This window comes from Micromonospora sp. NPDC047762 (genome assembly GCF_043204655.1).
Classification (GTDB): domain Bacteria; phylum Actinomycetota; class Actinomycetes; order Mycobacteriales; family Micromonosporaceae; genus Micromonospora.
On the sequence record NZ_JBIDCQ010000001.1, the window covers coordinates 560002 to 575380 of the forward strand.

Here is a 15379-nt window from a genome sequence, read left to right on the forward strand (position 1 = left end):
TCACACCTCCCTGGAGTCCGAGCCGGCAACGATGTTGGCCGGCTCCCGCTCGGCGACCACGCGCGTGATGCGCGGGCTCGGTGGTACCTGAAGATCCATCGGTGGCAGCGGGAAGCTCCCGTGCGGCCGGTTGTCGACCTGTTCCTGCGTCGTCGGCTTCGGCGTCGGGCGCCGGCTGGGCCAGAAGATCGTGGCGATCAGCAGGATGCCGGCCGGGATGCCGACGGCGATCACCTTGCCGCGGGTGTCCCAGTCCTCGATGGAGCGCAGGCCCGACAGGACCAGGATCCAGGCCAGGTTGATCGGCAGCAGGACCTTCCAGCCGAGCCGCATGAACTGGTCGTACCGCAGCCGGGGCAGCGTGCCACGCAACCACACGAAGACGAAGACCAGGGCGATCACCTTGCCGAAGAACCAGAGCATCGGCCACCAACCGGAGTTGGCGCCCTCCCAGATGGTGATCGGCCAGGGTGCCCGCCAACCGCCCAGGAACAGCGTGGTGGTGACAGCGGACATGGTCACCATCGCGACGTACTCGCTGAGCATGAAGAGCGCGAACTTCAGCGAGCTGTACTCGGTCATGAAGCCGGCGACCAGCTCGGATTCGGCCTCGGGCAGGTCGAACGGCGCCCGGTTGGTCTCACCCACCGTGGCGATGAAGAAGATGATGAAGCTCGGCAGCAGCAGGATCGCGTACCAGCCCGGCGCCGGGATGGTCTGGCCGAAGACGGTCAGCTCGGTGCCGTCGCCCTGAGCGGCGACGATCCCGCTGGTGCTCATCGTGCCGGCGGTCATGAAGACCGCCACGATGCTGAGCCCCATCGCGACCTCGTACGAGATCATCTGGGCGCTCGACCGGAGACCACCCAGCAGCGGGTACGTCGAGCCCGAGGCCCAGCCGCCCAGCACGATGCCGTAGACGCCCATCGAGGAGCAGGCGAGCAGCAGCAGCACCGCCACCGGCACGTCGGTGACCTGCAACGGCGTGTGGTGACCGAAGATGCTCACCATCGGGCCGAACGGCACCACCGACAGGGCGGTGACAGCGCAGATCACCGAGATGGTCGGGGCGAAGAAGTAGACGACCTTGTCGGCCGCCTTCGGCAGGATGTCCTCCTTGAAGGCCATCTTCAGGCCGTCGGCGAGGGTCTGCAGCAGGCCGAACGGGCCGACCTGGTTGGGGCCGGGCCGCACCTGCATGTAACCGACCACGCGCCGTTCGAACCAGACACCGAGCAGGGTGGCCAGCAGACCGAAGGCGAACGCGAAGACAATCTTGCCGAGGACCAGCCACCACGGATCCCGGCCGAAGTCGGCCAGCGTCGGATCCTGGGCCAGGTAGATCGGACTCACTGGTTACCCCCGGAGTTGAGGAGCGGACCCGGGAGACCGGTCTCGTCGGCCGCCACGCGTCCGGCCGGGATGGCCGTACTCGGTGCGGGGACGGAGATCCGGACGACCGCGCCGGACGTCGCCCCGAGGCTGCGCCGCACGGTCGAGCCGGGTGAGTTGGTCGGCAGCCAGACCACGCCGTCCGGCATCTCGGTGAGTTCCGCCGGCAGGGTCAGTGCCCCCCGGTCGGTGCCGACCGTGACCGCGTCACCGTCGACCACACCGAGCGCCTCGGCGGTGCCCTTACCCAGCCGGACCACCGGCGGGCGGGCGGTCCCGGCGAGGTTCTCGTCGCCCTCGGTCAGGGTGCCGAGGTCCACCAGCTGGTGCCAGGTGGCCAGCACGGCCTCCCCGGAGTTCGGCTGCGGCACCCGGCCCGGTGCGACCGACGGCGCGGCCGGCCGGGACATCCGCGTCGCCGGCAGCGTGCCCAGCTCACGACGCACGCTCAGCACGTCGGCAGTGCCGAGGCGTACGTCGAGCAGCGCGGCCAGCGCGTCGAGCACCCGGCCGTCGGTCATCGCGGAGGTGTTCAGCACCGCCTCGAACGGGCGCAGCCGGCCTTCCCAGTCCAGGAAGCTTCCGGCCTTCTCGGCCACCGGGGCGACCGGCAGCACCACGTTCGCCCGCCGGGTCACCGCGCTGCCCCGCAGCTCGAGGCTGACCAGGAACGGCACCGCGTCCAGGGCGGACTCGGCCAGTCGCGGGTCGGCCAGGTCGGCCGGGTCGACACCGCCGACGACAAGCGCGCCGAGCTGCCCGTTGGCGGCCGCGGCAAGGATGCCGTCGGTGTCCCGACCGGCCTGGCTCGGGATCACCCCGGCCGGGATGTCCCACGCCTCACCCAGCTCGGCCCGGGCGGCCGGCTCGGTGACCAGGCGTCCACCGGGGAGCAGGTTGGGCAGGCAGCCCGCGTCGACAGCGCCGCGGTCACCAGCGCGCCGCGGCACCCAGGCCAGCTTCGCGCCGGTACGCCGGGCCACGTCGGCCGCGGCGGACAGTCCACCTGGCACGGTGGCCAGCCGCTCGCCGACGATCAGGATCGCGCCCGGTGCGCTCAGCGCCTCGCTGACCGTGGCGTGCTCGGCGAGCACGCTGGCCTCCTCGCCCGGCACCACCCGGGCCAGCTTGGCACCGAGCTTCTCCAGGCCGCGGGTGGCGAAGGGCGCCAGCGCGTACACGGTCAGGGTCTTCTTCAGGTACGCCTTGCGCAGCCGCAGGAAGAGGATCGGGCACTCCTCCTCGGGCTCCAGGCCCACCAGCACCACCGCCGGCGCGTTCTCCACGTCGGTGTAGGTGACGTCGGTGACCCCGGCGACCGAGCTGGCCAGGAAGTCGGCCTCCTCGCGGGAGACCGGGCGGGCCCGGAAGTCGATGTCGTTGGTGTTCAGCGCGACCCGGGCGAACTTGGCGTAGGCGTACGCGTCCTCGACTGTCAGCCGGCCGCCGGTGAGCACCGCGGTGCCCTGCCCGCTCTCCCGAGCGATGTGCAGCCCTTCGGCGGCGACGGTGAGCGCCTCACTCCAGGACGCCTCCCGCAGCTCACCGGTGCGCTCGTCCCGGACCAGCGGAGTGGTCAGCCGGTCGGCGGCCCGGGTGTACTGGAAGCCCCAGCGGCCCTTGTCGCAGTTCCACTCCTCGTTCACCGCCGGCTCGTCGCCGGCCAGCCGGCGCAGCACCTTGCCACGCCGCCAGTCGGTGCGCTGCCCGCAGCCGGCCGAGCAGTGCTCGCAGACGCTCGGGCTGGAGACCAGGTCGAACGGGCGGGCGCGGAAACGGTACTGGGCACCGGTCAGCGCACCCACCGGGCAGATCTGCACCGTGTTGCCGGAGAAGTAGGAGTTGAACGGGACGTCCCCGGCGTCGCCCTCTTCGCCGTACGCGTCGTCCCGGTAGATGTTGATCTCCTCGGCGGACGACCGGCCCATCAGGTCGATGAACTTGTCGCCGGCGATCTCCTCGGAGAACCGGGTGCACCGCTGGCAGAGCACGCAACGTTCGCGGTCCAGCAGCACCTGGCTGCTGATCGCCATCGGCTTCTCGTACTCCCGCTTGTGCTCGTGGAAGCGCGAGTCGGTGCGGCCGGTGGACATCGCCTGGTTCTGGAGCGGGCACTCGCCGCCCTTGTCACACATCGGGCAGTCCAGCGGGTGGTTGAGCAGCAGAAGCTCCATCACCCCCTCCTGCGCCTTCTTGGCGACCGGGGAGGTGATCTGGGTACGCACGACCATGCCGTCGGCGACGGTCTGGGTGCAGGAGGCGACCGGCTTGCGCTGGCCCTCCACCTCGACCAGACACTGCCGGCACGCGCCGGCCGGGGCCAGCAGCGGGTGGTCGCAGAACCGGGGGATCTCGGTGCCCATCTGCTCGGCGACCCGGATCAGCAGCGTCCCCTTGGGGGCGGTGACCTCGACGCCGTCGATGGTGAGGGTGACGGTCTCGGTCTGCTTGGCTACGTCGGTCATCAGTGCGCCCCTACCAGGGTCTTCTCCGACAGCTTGGGTGCGGTCCGACCCTCGATGTAGTCGAGGTAGTCCTGCTTGAAGTACTGCAGCGAGGAGGTCACCGAGCTGGTCGCGCCGTCACCCAGACCGCAGAACGAGCGGCCGAGGATGTTGTCGCAAGTGTCCAGCAGGGTGTCCAGGTCTTCGTGGGTGCCCTGACCGGCGAGGATCCGCCGGTAGACCCGGACCATCCAGTAGTTGCCCTCACGGCACGGGGTGCACTTGCCGCACGACTCGTGGTGGTAGAACTCCAGCCACCGGTACGTCGCGTAGACCGGGCAGTCCTGGTCGGAGAAGATCTGGGTGGCCGTGGTGCCGAGGATCGAGCCGGCCGCCGCCACCCCCTCGAAGTCCAGTGGCACGTCCAGGTGCTCGGCGGCGAGCAGCGGGGTGGAGGAGCCGCCCGGGGTCCAGAACCGCAGTTTGTGGCCGGGCTGCATGCCACCGGCCAACTCCAGCAGTTCGCGCAGCGTGACACCCATCGAGCACTCGTACTGGCCCGGGTTGGCGACCCGGCCGGAGAGCGAGTAGATCATCGGCCCGGAGGACTTCTCGGTGCCCATGCTCTTCCACCAGTCGGCCCCACCGAGCACGATCGGCGGCACGCTGGCGATCGTGCCGACGTTGTTCACCACAGTCGGGCTCGCGTACAGGCCGTGGGTGGCCGGGAACGGCGGGCGCAGCCGGGGCTGACCCCGGAACCCCTCCAGCGAGTCCAGCAGCGCCGTCTCCTCGCCGCAGATGTACGCCCCGGCGCCGGAGTGCACCACCAGCTCCAGGTCGTAGCCACTGCGCAGGATGTTCCGGCCCAGGTAACCCTTGTCGTACGCCTCCTGGACCGCGTTGCGCAGCCGGCGCGCGGCGTGCACCGCCTCGCCCCGGATGTAGATGTAGGCGCGGGCGGCCCGGATCGCGTACGAGGCGATGATGACGCCTTCGACCAGCGCGTGCGGGTCGTGGGTCATCAGCGGCAGGTCCTTGCAGGTGCCCGGCTCGCCCTCGTCGGCGTTGACCACCAGGTAGTGCGGCTTGCCGTCGCCCTGCGGGATGAAGCCCCACTTGAGGCCGGTCGGGAAGCCTGCGCCGCCCCGGCCCCGCAGCCCGGCGTCCTTGATCAGCTGGATCAGGTCGTCCGGGTGGGCCTTGAGCGCCTTGCGCAGCGCGGCGTAGCCATCCAACTGCTCGTACGTGCCGATGCGCCAGGCGTCCGGCGACAGCCAGCGCTTGGTCAGCACCGGCGTCAGCTTGGCCAGCGTCTCCGGGCGGGGAGTGGTCACTTCTGGGCCCCCGTTTCGTTGGCGTCCGCCGGTCCGGCGCCGTCGGCGTCCGTCCCAGCCTTCGCTTCGGTGAGGTTGCGCTCCTGCGCCCCGGCCTCGTCGCCGGCGGGCTTGCCGTCGCTGGCCGGCGCGTTGGCCGCCACGCCGGCGGCCTCGGCCGACCGCGCGTCGCCAGCCTCGGGCGCGGTGCCGGTGCCGTCCGTCGGGACCTTCGTGCCGGGGCTGTCACTGGCCTCTGCCGGCCCGGTGACTCCGGCCCCCGTCGGGGCGGACGCCCCGTCGCCGCCCTTGACCGGCGCGGCGCTGGCCTCGACGGGCGCCGGCTTGGCGGCCTCCGCCTTCGCCTTCGCCTCGGCGGCGGCCTTGTCGGCCTCGGCCTTGCTGCGGATCGGGGTGTTCGGGTCGAAGCCCGGCACCGAGACGCCGTGCTGCTGGGCCAGCCGCAGCCCGCGCAGGGTGGGCTCGCCCGGCCCGCCGTCGGCGACCGCACCGTCGCGCTCGTCGGCGAAACCGGCGAGCTGCACCGCCATCTCCTTCAGGGTGCAGAGCCGGGCGCCCCGGGTCGGCATCGGCCGACCGCCGGCCCGCAACTCGTCCACCACACCGACAGCGGTGGAGGCGTCCACGCCGTCGAAGAAGTCGTAGTTGACGGTCATCACCGGGCCGTAGTCACACGCCGCCAGGCACTCGGCGTGCTCCAGCGTGATCGTGCCGTCCGCCGTGGTCTCGTCGTGCCCGACGCCCAGGTGCTCGGCGAGGGTGTCGTAGACCTCCTGGCCACCGAGCACGTTGCACATCGTGTTGGTGCAGACGCTGACCAGGAAGTCACCGGTCGGCTTGCGCTTGTACATCGTGTAGAAGGTGGCCACCGCGCCGACCTGGGCCTTGTTCAGCCCCAGCACCTCGGCGCAGAACGCGACCCCGGCCGGGGAGACGTACCCCTCTTCGGCCTGGACCAGGTGCAGCAGCGGCAGCAACGCCGAGCGGGACCGGTCCGCCGGGTAACGGGCGATGATGTCGCGCGCCCGCTCCCGGGTCTCGTCAGTGAAAGTCGTCGTCATCGGTCACACCCACCCATCACCGGGTCCAACGAGGCGCCGCCGGCGATCACGTCGGCGATCAGACCGCCCTCGGCCATCGCCGGGAGGGCCTGGAGGTTGACGAAGCTGGGTTCCCGGTAGTGCACCCGGTAGGGCCGGGTGCCGCCGTCGGAGACCGCGTGGACGCCCAGCTCGCCGCGGGGCGCCTCGATGGCGACGTACACCTGGCCGGGCGGGACCCGGAAGCCCTCGGTCACCAGCTTGAAGTGGTGGATCAGCGACTCCATCGACTGACCCATGATCTTCGCGACGTGCTCCAGCGAGTTACCCATGCCGTCCACGCCGATGGCGAGCTGCGCCGGCCAGGCGATCTTGCGGTCGGCGACCATCACCGGGCCGGGACGGAGCCGGTCCAGCGCCTGCTCGACCAGCTTCATCGACTCCCGGATCTCGGCGAGCCGGACCTGGTAGCGACCCCACACGTCACCGTCGGGGTGGGTCGGCACGTCGAACTCGTACGTCTCGTAGCCGCAGTACGGCATGGTCTTGCGCAGATCCCAGGCGAGGCCGGCGGAGCGCAGCACCGGGCCGGTGATGCCGAGCGCCACGCAGCCGGTGACGTCCAGCACCGCGACGCCCTTCGTCCGCTCGGTCCAGATCGGCTGGCCGGAGAGGAGGTCCTCGTACTCCTTGAGCTTCTTCGGCATCATCTTGAGGAACTCGCGGATCTTGACGATCGCCTCGTCCGGCACGTCCTGCGCCACACCGCCCGGCCGCACGTACGCGTGGTTCATGCGCAGGCCGGTGATGGTCTCGAAGATGTCGAGGATGTACTCCCGCTCGCGGAAGCCGTACAACATGATCGAGATCGCGCCCAGCTCCATGCCGGTGGTGGCCAGCCAGACCAGGTGCGACGAGATCCGGTTGAGCTCCATCATCAGCACGCGGATCGTGGTGGCCCGCTCGGTGATGTCGTCGGTGATGCCGAGCAGCTTCTCGACCGCGAGGGCGTACGCCGTCTCGTTGAAGATCGGGGCGAGGTAGTCCATCCGGGTCACGAACGTCGAACCCTGGACCCAGTTGCGGTATTCGAGGTTCTTCTCGATGCCGGTGTGCAGGTAGCCGATGACCGAGCGGGCCTCGCGGACCGTCTCGCCCTCCAGTTCCAGGATCAGCCGCAGCACGCCGTGCGTGGACGGGTGCTGCGGACCCATGTTGACGATGATCCGCTCGTCGTTGATCGGGTCGGTGCCCGAGACGATGGTGTCCCAGTCCCCACCGGTGACGGTGAAGACCCGACCCTCGTCGGTCTCGCGCTCGCTGGCGTAGTTCGACGTCGTCACTGGTACGACCTCCGCTCGCTCGGCGGCTGGATCTCCGCGCCCTTGTACTCGACGGGCACGCCGCCGAGTGGGTAGTCCTTACGCTGCGGGTGGCCCTCCCAGTCGTCCGGCATGAGGATCCGGGTCAGGTTGGGGTGGCCGTCGAAGACGATGCCGAACATGTCGTACGCCTCGCGCTCCTGCCAGTCCGCCGTCGGGTAGACGGCGGTCACGCTGGGCAGGTGCGGGGCTTCGACGGAGACCGCGGCCTCCAGCCGGACCTGCCGCCGGTACGTCATCGAGGTGAGCAGGTAGACCACGTGCAGCCGACGCTCGTCGGCGCCGAGGTAGTCCACACCGGACACCGAGGAGCACAGCTCGAAGCGCAGCGCCAGGTCGTCCCGCATCACCTGGCACACCTCGGCGATCCGCTCCGGGCGTACGTGCAGGGTCAGCTCACCCCGGTCGACCACCACCTTCTCGATGGCGTCGTTGAAGGCCGGGTACGCCTCCTCCAGCGCGTCGCGGACCTCGTCGAAATAGCTCCCGTACGGCCGGGACGCCTCTTCGATGGGCTGGCGCTGGCGGACCAGGCCGCCGTAGCCGGACACGTCGCCGGTGCCCTGGTTGCCGAACATGCCGCGCCCCGCCGGGCTGGCCGGCGGGTACTCCGCCGGGGCGGTGCTGCTGGCGCCGACCGGAGTGACCGGTACCGGCACCCCGCCGTCGTTTGGCTTGTCGGTGGGTGACGTCATTTCGGGCCTGCCTGCGGGTGAAGGTGGTTCTGAGCGTTCATCCAGTTCTCGATGCGCAGCTGCTCCTCGCGGCCCTCGCGGACCGCCCGGGTCCACTCGGCGCGCCGGGCCTTGTCGCTGCGGTACGAGGAGGGCATCGAGCCGTAGGGGACGATCGGAACGTCGCCGCGCTCCTGGCGGGCCGCCAGCATCTTGCGGCCGTTCGGGCCCAGCGGCTCATACATGATCTTCTCGCGGAGCTTGAGGATCGCGTCGATGAGCATCTCCGGCCGGGGCGGGCAGCCGGGCAGGTACATGTCGACCGGCACCACGTGGTCGACGCCCTGCACGATCGCGTAGTTGTTGAACATGCCGCCGCTGCTGGCGCAGACGCCCATCGAGAGCACCCAGCGCGGCTCGGCCATCTGGTCGTAGATCTGGCGCAGCACCGGGGCCATCTTCTGACTCACCCGGCCGGCCACGATCATCAGGTCGGCCTGCCGGGGCGACGCCCGGAAGACCTCCATGCCCCAGCGGCCCATGTCGTAGTGCGGACCACCGGCGGCCATCATCTCGATGGCGCAGCAGGCCAGGCCGAAGGTGGCGCCCCACACGGACGACTTCCGAGACCAGTTGACCAGCTTCTCCACCGAGGTGAGCAGGACGCCGGCGGGAAGCTTCTCCTCGATGCCCATCTGACGTTCCTTCCTCAGTCCCAGTCCAGGCCGCCGCGCCGCCACACGTAGGCGTACGCAACGAAGACCGCGACGATGAACAGGACCATCTCCACGAAGCCGAAGATCGGCAGAGCGTCGAACGAGACCGCCCAGGGGTAGAGGAAGATGATCTCGATGTCGAAGACGATGAAGAGCATCGCCGTCAGGTAGAACTTGATCGGGAACCGCCCGCCGCCGACCGGCTGCGGGCTGGGCTCGATGCCGCACTCGTAAGCCTCGAGTTTGGCCTTGTTGTAGCGACGGGGACCGGCGAAGCGGGCGGCGCCGACGGAAAACAGCGAGAACGCCGCGGCGAGGGCGAACAGCCCGATGATCGGTGCGTAAGGCGAGAGCGACATCGTTTTCTCCTGCTCGTCCTTCCCTGCCCTCGGTGCTTGACGAAAATCACACTATTCACGTCCCTCGCAGTGGCAGTCGGCGGGGGTCGATCTTTGTCGGCATCGGGGCCTTGACCAGCACCGATGCCGTCCTACTTATACGGCTGGGGCGGCCTTCGTCATCGCGTTGATGACCCGATCCATCGCGTCCCCGCCGCGCGGGTCGGTCAGGTTGGCCAACAGCTTGAGCACGAAACGCATCAGCGTCGGGTGTGGCATGCCGTGTTTCGTGGCGATCCGCATGATCTCGGGGCGGCCGATCAGTTTCACGAAGATGCCGCCCAGCCGGTAGTAGCCGCCGAGCCGGGCCTTCAACTCGTTCGGGTACGCCAGCAGCGCACGCTCGCGTTCCGGGCCGGCCGGCCGGGCGAGGGCCTGGACCACGACCTCCGCGGCCAGTTCGCCGGACTCCATCGCATACGCGATGCCCTCGCCGTTGAACGGATTCACCATGCCGCCGGAGTCGCCGACCAGCAGCACTCCCCGGGTGTAGTGGGGCACCCGGTTGAAGCCCATCGGCAGCGCGGCACCGAGGATCGGGCCGTCGGCGTTGGTCTCGTCGGTCATCCCCCAGTCTTCCGGGGTGTTGGCGAGCCAGTCGGTCAGCAGCCGGCGGTAGTTGGTCTTGCCGAACGCCGAGGACGAGTTGAGCACGCCGAGCCCGACGTTGACCCGCCCGTCACCGAGGCCGAAGATCCAGCCGTACCCGGGCAGCAGGTTGTCACCGCTGTCCTTGCTGCGCAGCTCCAGCCAGGACTCCAGGTAGTTGTCCTCGTGCTTGGCCGGCGAGCGGTAGTAGCGGCGGACGGCGACACCGATCGGCCGGTCCTCCCGCTTGGCCAGCCCGAGCGCCAGCGGGAACCGGCCGGAGACGCCGTCCGCCGCGACGACCAGCGGGGCGTGGAAGGTGGTGGGCTCCTTGCCCGGCCCGACCTCCGCCTCGACGCCGGTGACGCGGCCATCGCCGTCGAGCACCGGGCCCAGCACGTTGACGCTGGTCCGAAGCTTCGCGCCGGCAGCCACCGCCCGCTGGGCGAGCAGGTCGTCGAAGTCCAGGCGCGTGCGCACCAGACCGTAGTTGGGGAAGCTGGCCAGCTCCGGCCAGTCCAGTTCGAGGCGCACCCCACCGCCGATGACCCGCAGGCCGCGGTTGTGCAGCCAGCCCGCCTCGGGTGAGGTGTCCACACCCATGCGGATGAGCTGGCGCACCGCGCGCGGGGTCAACCCGTCGCCGCAGACCTTCTCCCGGGGGAACTCGGTCTTCTCCAACAACAGCACCCGTACGCCGTGCCGGGCCAGGTGGTACGCAGTCGCTGATCCACCGGGACCGGCGCCCACGACAATGACGTCGGCGTCATGTTCCACCGCGGTCATCCGCGCCTCCTCCCGCACGCTCGTGAAATGCTTCACAAGCCAGACGGGACGAGTGTATGACCGGCGTCATACCAGCGCAGGATCAGGGGTACCTAACTCGCCGATGTGACAGCTCACCACCGTCCACAGCGGTCAGGTGTCAGGCCGGGCTGGAGGCGTCCAGGCCCGCATCGACCCGAATTGTCTCCGGCAGATGCTCGCGGAGCGCCCCACCCGCCGCCCGGTCCAGTGCCGCCAACACCTCGGCGACCACCTGCCGGACCTCCACCGGGTCGGCCCCGGCCAGCTCGCGCAACTGGGAGATGAGCTCGGCCGCGTCGTCATCGGTCGCGGCCACCGGGTCCGCCGGGTCTGCTCCGGTCATGCGATCGAGCGTACCGGGCAAAGTGGACCAAGTCCGATATTTACGGAACCTGAATAATGTCCGTACCAGTTGGTGCAGACCGCCCGCTACTCGCGGATCCCCCGGTGAAGGGCCACCACGCCACCGGTCAGGTTGCGCCACGCCACGCGCCCCCACCCGGCCGCGGCCACCCGGCCGGCCAGCGCGGACTGCGCCGGCCAGGCGCGGACCGACTCGGCGAGATAGACGTACGCCTCGGGGTTGCTCGACACCGTGCGGGCCACCGCCGGCAGCGACCGCATCAGGTACGACAGGTAGACCGTCCGGAAGACCGGGTTGACCGGGGTGCTGAACTCGCAGACCACCAGCCGGCCGCCCGGCCGGGTCACCCGGGCCAGCTCACGCAGCGCCGCGTCGGTGTCGTTGACGTTGCGCAGCGCGAAGGAGATGGTCACCGCGTCGAAGCTGGCGTCGGCGAACGGCAGTCGCAGCGCGTCCCCGGCCAGCAGCGGCACCTCGGGCCGGGCCCGCTTGCCGGTGTGCAACATGCCCAGGGACAGGTCGACCCCGACCGCGTACGCCCCGGACTGGGCCAGCTCGCGCGTCGATACGCCGGTGCCCGCGCCCACGTCCAGCACCCGCTCGCCCGGCCGAAGCCCGAGCGCCGCCCGGGTGGCCCGCCGCCAGGAGCGATCCTGGCCCAGCGAGATCACCGTGTTGGTCAGGTCGTAACGCTCGGCCACGCCGTCGAACATCGCGGCGACCTCGTGCGGCTGCTTGTCCAGACTGGCGCGCTGGCCCTGCGGGGTACGGCTCACCCCCTCACTCTGCCAGCCGCCCGCCAACCGACGTTCGCTGGGTGGGCGGCCCGCACCCCGTACGCGAAAGGGCGGGGTGGTCGCCCACCCCGCCCTCGCGTCGTACCCGCGTCCGTGACACCTCGGTCAGAACGCCTGTCGCCATCGCACCCGTCGCGGTCGCGCCGCTCGTGCGCGCCGCTGGTCAGGACACCGGTGTCAGTCGGTCGACTCCTCGTCCGTCGGCGAGACCAGGACCACCTTGCGGCGACGCGTGAGCACCAGCAGCGCCCCACCCACCAGCAGGATGATCACGCCGATGCCGCCGATCAGGCCGACCTGCACACCGGTCACCGGCAGGCCGCCACCGCCCGAGCCACCACCGGTGGAACCATCACCGGCACCCGGCGAGACGGTCGTGCCCGGCGTCGTCGTACCGCTGGGGATCGGCGTCGGAGTGGCAGTCGCGGTCGGGGTGACGGTCGCGGTCGGAGTGGCCGTCGGCGTCTCCGTTGCGGTCGGAGTCGGCCTGACCGTGGGCGTCTCGGTCGGAGTGACCGTCGGGGTCGGCGTCGCCGTGGGGGTGACCGTCGGCGTCGGGGTCGGCGTCTCCGTCGGCGTCGGCGACTCGGTCGGGGTGACCGTCGGGGTCGGCGTCTCCGTCGGGGTCGGCGTCTCCGTCGGCGTCGGCGTCGCCGTCGGGGTGACGGTCGGCGTCGGGGTCGGCGTCTCCGTCGCCGTCGGCGTCTCCGTCGGAGTGACCGTCGGCGTCGGGGTCGGCGACTCGGTCGGAGTGACCGTCGGCGTCGGCGTCGGGGTCGGCGACTCGGTCGGGGTGGCCGTCGGCGTGGGCGTCGGCGTCGGGTCGACGGTCTGGTCGACGAAGACGTCGAAGATCGCTTGGTTGTCGCCCTCGTCGATCTCGGTGAAGGCCTTCCGCTGGGCGGTGCTGGCCCGTCGTGGCTGCTCCTCGGGCTTGCCCGCTGCCGCGTCCAGGCCGTGCGCCACCAGCTCGCCGACCCGCAGCACGGGCTCGGTGACGTCCTTGCCGACTGTCACCTTGACGTCCGCGGTGTAGTAGTCACCGGGGCGGATCACCGCGCCGTCGTCCTGGCAGAGCGCCTGAGCGACGCCGAACGTCTGCGTGGTGCACGTGTCGGGCAGGGTGTCGAAGGTGACGCCCGCCGGCAGGGTCAGCACGTAGGCCAGACCGGTGGCCTTGCGGCTGCCGTCGTTGTAGACCGCCCAGTCGACCGGCACTGTCTCGCCCGGCCGCACCGGCCGAAGGTCGGGGTCATCGCCGTTGACGCCGTTCAGCACGACGTTGGCGTTGACGTCCTGCACCCAACTGGTCAGGTCGTACCCGGGCTCGGTGACGGTGATGTCGTGCTCGACCCTGTTGTCTTCCTTGTTGGGGTCCTCGGTGGTCGAGCGGATGGTGACCACCAGGGTGCCGGCGGCACCCTTGCCACCGGTGGAGAAGATCGGGATACCGAAGTCCTCGCTGGTTCCGGCGGCCAGGTCGCCGAGGCGGCAGGTGAACTTCTTGCCGTTCACCCGGCAGCCGTCGGGCACCACGACCCGGACCTTGTTCGTCTTCAGCTTGCTGGTGTCCACCGTGTAACTGACACCCTTGGCGTCTTCCTCGCTCCGGCTGTTGTCGACGGAGAACTTGAACGGCTTGCTCTTGGCCTCCGTGACACCCTTGGCCAGGTTGTAGCTGAGCGGCACCAGAGCCAGATCGGCCTGCTCGGCCGCCAGCACTGGGGCGGCCACGGCGGCGATGCCGCCGGCCGCGAGCAGCGCCACGACACTGGCGCGCACCAGCGTCGAGCGGTGGAACGCTGTCATCAGTCCCCCGGGGGGTAGGGAAGAAAGAATGGTTGCGGAACGAGCGGACGCTATCGGAGGCCGATCTTCCACGCCAGCAGGCGGAGGCCGTTTCGTCCGTCCGGCCCGAGCTGCGCAGACAGTACGGGCGGGATGGTCACCCATCCCGCCCGTACTGCCGTGCGTTATATGAACGACCCGCAGCGGGCCGATGGAGGACAGCCTCTTCCGTCGACGGTGGCGACGAATATGAGCCGGGACGCTAGCCGCCGACGATCATCTCCACCAGCCCCAGACCGGAGAGGCTGACGCTGCGGCGGCGGGGACCACCCGTACCGCCGGGGTGACCCGGCGGGAGCATGAGCGTCGATCAGCCGAACGGCCGGGTGTCGACCGTCAGCTGACGTCCACCAGCGGCAGGGATCGGCCCGCGCCTCCGCCGGGCAGCGCGATCGAGGAGAAGTGCGAGACCACCCGCTCGTCGGTCGGGTCGTCGGCCGGCGTGTGGTGCACGGCGAGCCGGTTGTAGAGGGTGTCGCGCTGCGCGGGGATCCGGTCCGCCGAGCGGATCATGCCGATCAGCTCGTGCAGGTTGGAGCGGTGCCGAGCACCGGCGGAGGAGATGACGTTCTCCTCCAGCATGATCGACCCGAGGTCGTCCACGCCCATGTGCAGCGAAAGCTGCCCGACGTCCTTGCCGGTGGTCAACCAGGACGCCTGCAGGTGCGGCACGGTCTCGAAGAAGAGCCGGGCCACCGCGACCAGCCGCAGGTATTCCAGGGTGGTCGCCTGGGTGCGGCCCTTCAGGTGGTTGTTCTCCGGCTGGTACGTCCACGGAATGAACGACCGGAAACCGCCGGTGCGGTCCTGCACGTCACGGATCACTCGCAGGTGCTCGATCCGCTCGGCGTGCGTCTCGCCGGTGCCCATCATCATGGTGGCGGTCGACTCGATGCCCTGCCGGTGGGCCAGCTCCATGACCTCCAGCCAGCGCTCGCCCGACTCCTTGAGGGGGGCGATCGCCTTGCGGGGCCGCTCGGGCAGCATCTCCGCGCCGGCGCCGGCGATCGAGTCCAGGCCGGCGGTCTTGATCCGGGCAATGGCCTCGTCCAGGCTCACCCCGGAGACCTTGGCCATGTGCAGGATCTCGCTGGGGCCGATCGAGTGGATGACCAGCTGCGGGTACGCCTGCTTGACCGAGGAGAACAGCTCCTCGTAGTACTCCACGCCGTAGTCCGGGTGGTGCCCGCCCTGGAGCATCACCTGGGTGGCGCCCAGCTCGACCGCCTCGCCGCAGCGGCGCAGGATCTCCTCGGTCGGGTGGGTCCAGCCCTCGGAGTGCTTCGGTGCGCGGTAGAACGCGCAGAACTTGCACGCCGTCACGCAGACGTTCGTGTAGTTGATGTTGCGGTCGATCAGGTAGGTGACGACGTTGTCCGGATAGCGCCGCCGGCGCACCGCGTCCGCCGCCTCGCCCAACGCGTGGAAGGGCGCCTCGGTGTAGAGCAGCAGCGCCTCCTCGGGCGTGATCCGCCCGCCGTCCGCGCCGCGCTGCAGGATGTCGTCGATCTCCCGGCTCACCGTCACACCCCGAGCCTACGTCGCCGCTTCGGCGGCCGACGCGCCCCTCCGCCGCCGGTGACGAGCACCCC

The 15379-nt window shown here is 70.3% G+C and carries 12 protein-coding genes and 1 pseudogene; all 13 read right to left on the minus strand.

Annotated features, from left to right (window positions below):
* The 13 genes and pseudogenes from nuoH to mqnC all read right to left on the minus strand — a co-directional run bounded on the left by nuoH (nucleotide 1) and on the right by mqnC (nucleotide 15314).
* Nucleotides 1–1353: an NADH-quinone oxidoreductase subunit NuoH gene (gene nuoH, locus ACGF3C_RS02770; RefSeq protein ID WP_357222494.1), complete on the minus strand. Its 1353-nt coding sequence runs from the start codon at nucleotides 1351–1353 to the stop codon at nucleotides 1–3.
* Nucleotides 1350–3857, minus strand: coding sequence for an NADH-quinone oxidoreductase subunit G (locus ACGF3C_RS02775; protein WP_357222492.1), 2508 nt, complete (start codon nucleotides 3855–3857; stop codon nucleotides 1350–1352). The genes nuoH and ACGF3C_RS02775 overlap by 4 nt, the downstream gene beginning before the upstream one ends.
* Complete coding sequence (nuoF, locus tag ACGF3C_RS02780; RefSeq protein WP_393218184.1) at nucleotides 3857–5173, minus strand: NADH-quinone oxidoreductase subunit NuoF; 1317 nt, start codon at nucleotides 5171–5173, stop codon at nucleotides 3857–3859. Before nuoF ends, ACGF3C_RS02775 begins: the two co-directional genes overlap by 1 nt.
* Nucleotides 5170–6234, minus strand: coding sequence for an NADH-quinone oxidoreductase subunit NuoE (nuoE, locus tag ACGF3C_RS02785; protein WP_357222490.1), 1065 nt, complete (start codon nucleotides 6232–6234; stop codon nucleotides 5170–5172). The genes nuoF and nuoE overlap by 4 nt, the downstream gene beginning before the upstream one ends.
* Nucleotides 6231–7556: an NADH-quinone oxidoreductase subunit D gene (locus tag ACGF3C_RS02790; protein ID WP_357222488.1), complete on the minus strand. Its 1326-nt coding sequence runs from the start codon at nucleotides 7554–7556 to the stop codon at nucleotides 6231–6233. The genes nuoE and ACGF3C_RS02790 overlap by 4 nt, the downstream gene beginning before the upstream one ends.
* Nucleotides 7553–8290, minus strand: a complete 738-nt coding sequence (locus ACGF3C_RS02795) for an NADH-quinone oxidoreductase subunit C (protein ID WP_393218188.1) — start codon at nucleotides 8288–8290, stop codon at nucleotides 7553–7555. Before ACGF3C_RS02795 ends, ACGF3C_RS02790 begins: the two co-directional genes overlap by 4 nt.
* Nucleotides 8287–8964 (minus strand): NADH-quinone oxidoreductase subunit B family protein, encoded by a 678-nt coding sequence (locus ACGF3C_RS02800; RefSeq protein WP_124821345.1) that lies wholly within the window; start codon nucleotides 8962–8964, stop codon nucleotides 8287–8289. The genes ACGF3C_RS02795 and ACGF3C_RS02800 overlap by 4 nt, the downstream gene beginning before the upstream one ends.
* A gap of 14 nt (nucleotides 8965–8978) precedes the next feature.
* Nucleotides 8979–9344 (minus strand): NADH-quinone oxidoreductase subunit A, encoded by a 366-nt coding sequence (locus ACGF3C_RS02805; RefSeq protein ID WP_007454588.1) that lies wholly within the window; start codon nucleotides 9342–9344, stop codon nucleotides 8979–8981.
* A gap of 135 nt (nucleotides 9345–9479) precedes the next feature.
* A complete protein-coding gene (locus tag ACGF3C_RS02810) occupies nucleotides 9480–10757 on the minus strand; it encodes a geranylgeranyl reductase family protein (RefSeq protein ID WP_357196575.1) in 1278 nt (425 codons plus the stop codon).
* 139 nt (nucleotides 10758–10896) lie between these two features.
* Nucleotides 10897–11121, minus strand: a complete 225-nt coding sequence (locus tag ACGF3C_RS02815) for a hypothetical protein (RefSeq protein ID WP_091395588.1) — start codon at nucleotides 11119–11121, stop codon at nucleotides 10897–10899.
* Nucleotides 11122–11207: 86 nt separating this feature from the next.
* The gene (locus tag ACGF3C_RS02820; RefSeq protein WP_196920656.1) at nucleotides 11208–11918 is read right to left on the minus strand and encodes a demethylmenaquinone methyltransferase; all 711 of its coding nucleotides are present in this window, start codon (nucleotides 11916–11918) and stop codon (nucleotides 11208–11210) included.
* Between the two features lie 777 nt (nucleotides 11919–12695).
* A pseudogene (locus ACGF3C_RS02825) lies at nucleotides 12696–13748 on the minus strand (cell wall anchor protein); the annotation flags it as partial.
* 375 nt (nucleotides 13749–14123) lie between these two features.
* On the minus strand, nucleotides 14124–15314 hold the full coding sequence (mqnC, locus tag ACGF3C_RS02830) for a cyclic dehypoxanthinyl futalosine synthase (RefSeq protein ID WP_393218194.1): 1191 nt from the start codon (nucleotides 15312–15314) through the stop codon (nucleotides 14124–14126).
* Nucleotides 15315–15379: the final 65 nt, after the last annotated feature.

Bases quoted from the DNA above. Each gene is read 5' to 3' on its own strand.
- ACGF3C_RS02775 (WP_357222492.1), bottom strand. From the start codon at position 3,857: ATGACCGACGTAGCCAAGCAGACCGAGACCGTCACCCTCACCATCGAC.
- nuoE (WP_357222490.1), bottom strand. From the start codon at position 6,234: ATGACGACGACTTTCACTGACGAGACCCGGGAGCGGGCGCGCGACATC.
- ACGF3C_RS02795 (WP_393218188.1), bottom strand. From the start codon at position 8,290: ATGACGTCACCCACCGACAAGCCAAACGACGGCGGGGTGCCGGTACCG.
- ACGF3C_RS02800 (WP_124821345.1), bottom strand. From the start codon at position 8,964: ATGGGCATCGAGGAGAAGCTTCCCGCCGGCGTCCTGCTCACCTCGGTG.
- ACGF3C_RS02805 (WP_007454588.1), bottom strand. From the start codon at position 9,344: ATGTCGCTCTCGCCTTACGCACCGATCATCGGGCTGTTCGCCCTCGCC.
- ACGF3C_RS02810 (WP_357196575.1), bottom strand. From the start codon at position 10,757: ATGACCGCGGTGGAACATGACGCCGACGTCATTGTCGTGGGCGCCGGT.
- ACGF3C_RS02815 (WP_091395588.1), bottom strand. From the start codon at position 11,121: ATGACCGGAGCAGACCCGGCGGACCCGGTGGCCGCGACCGATGACGAC.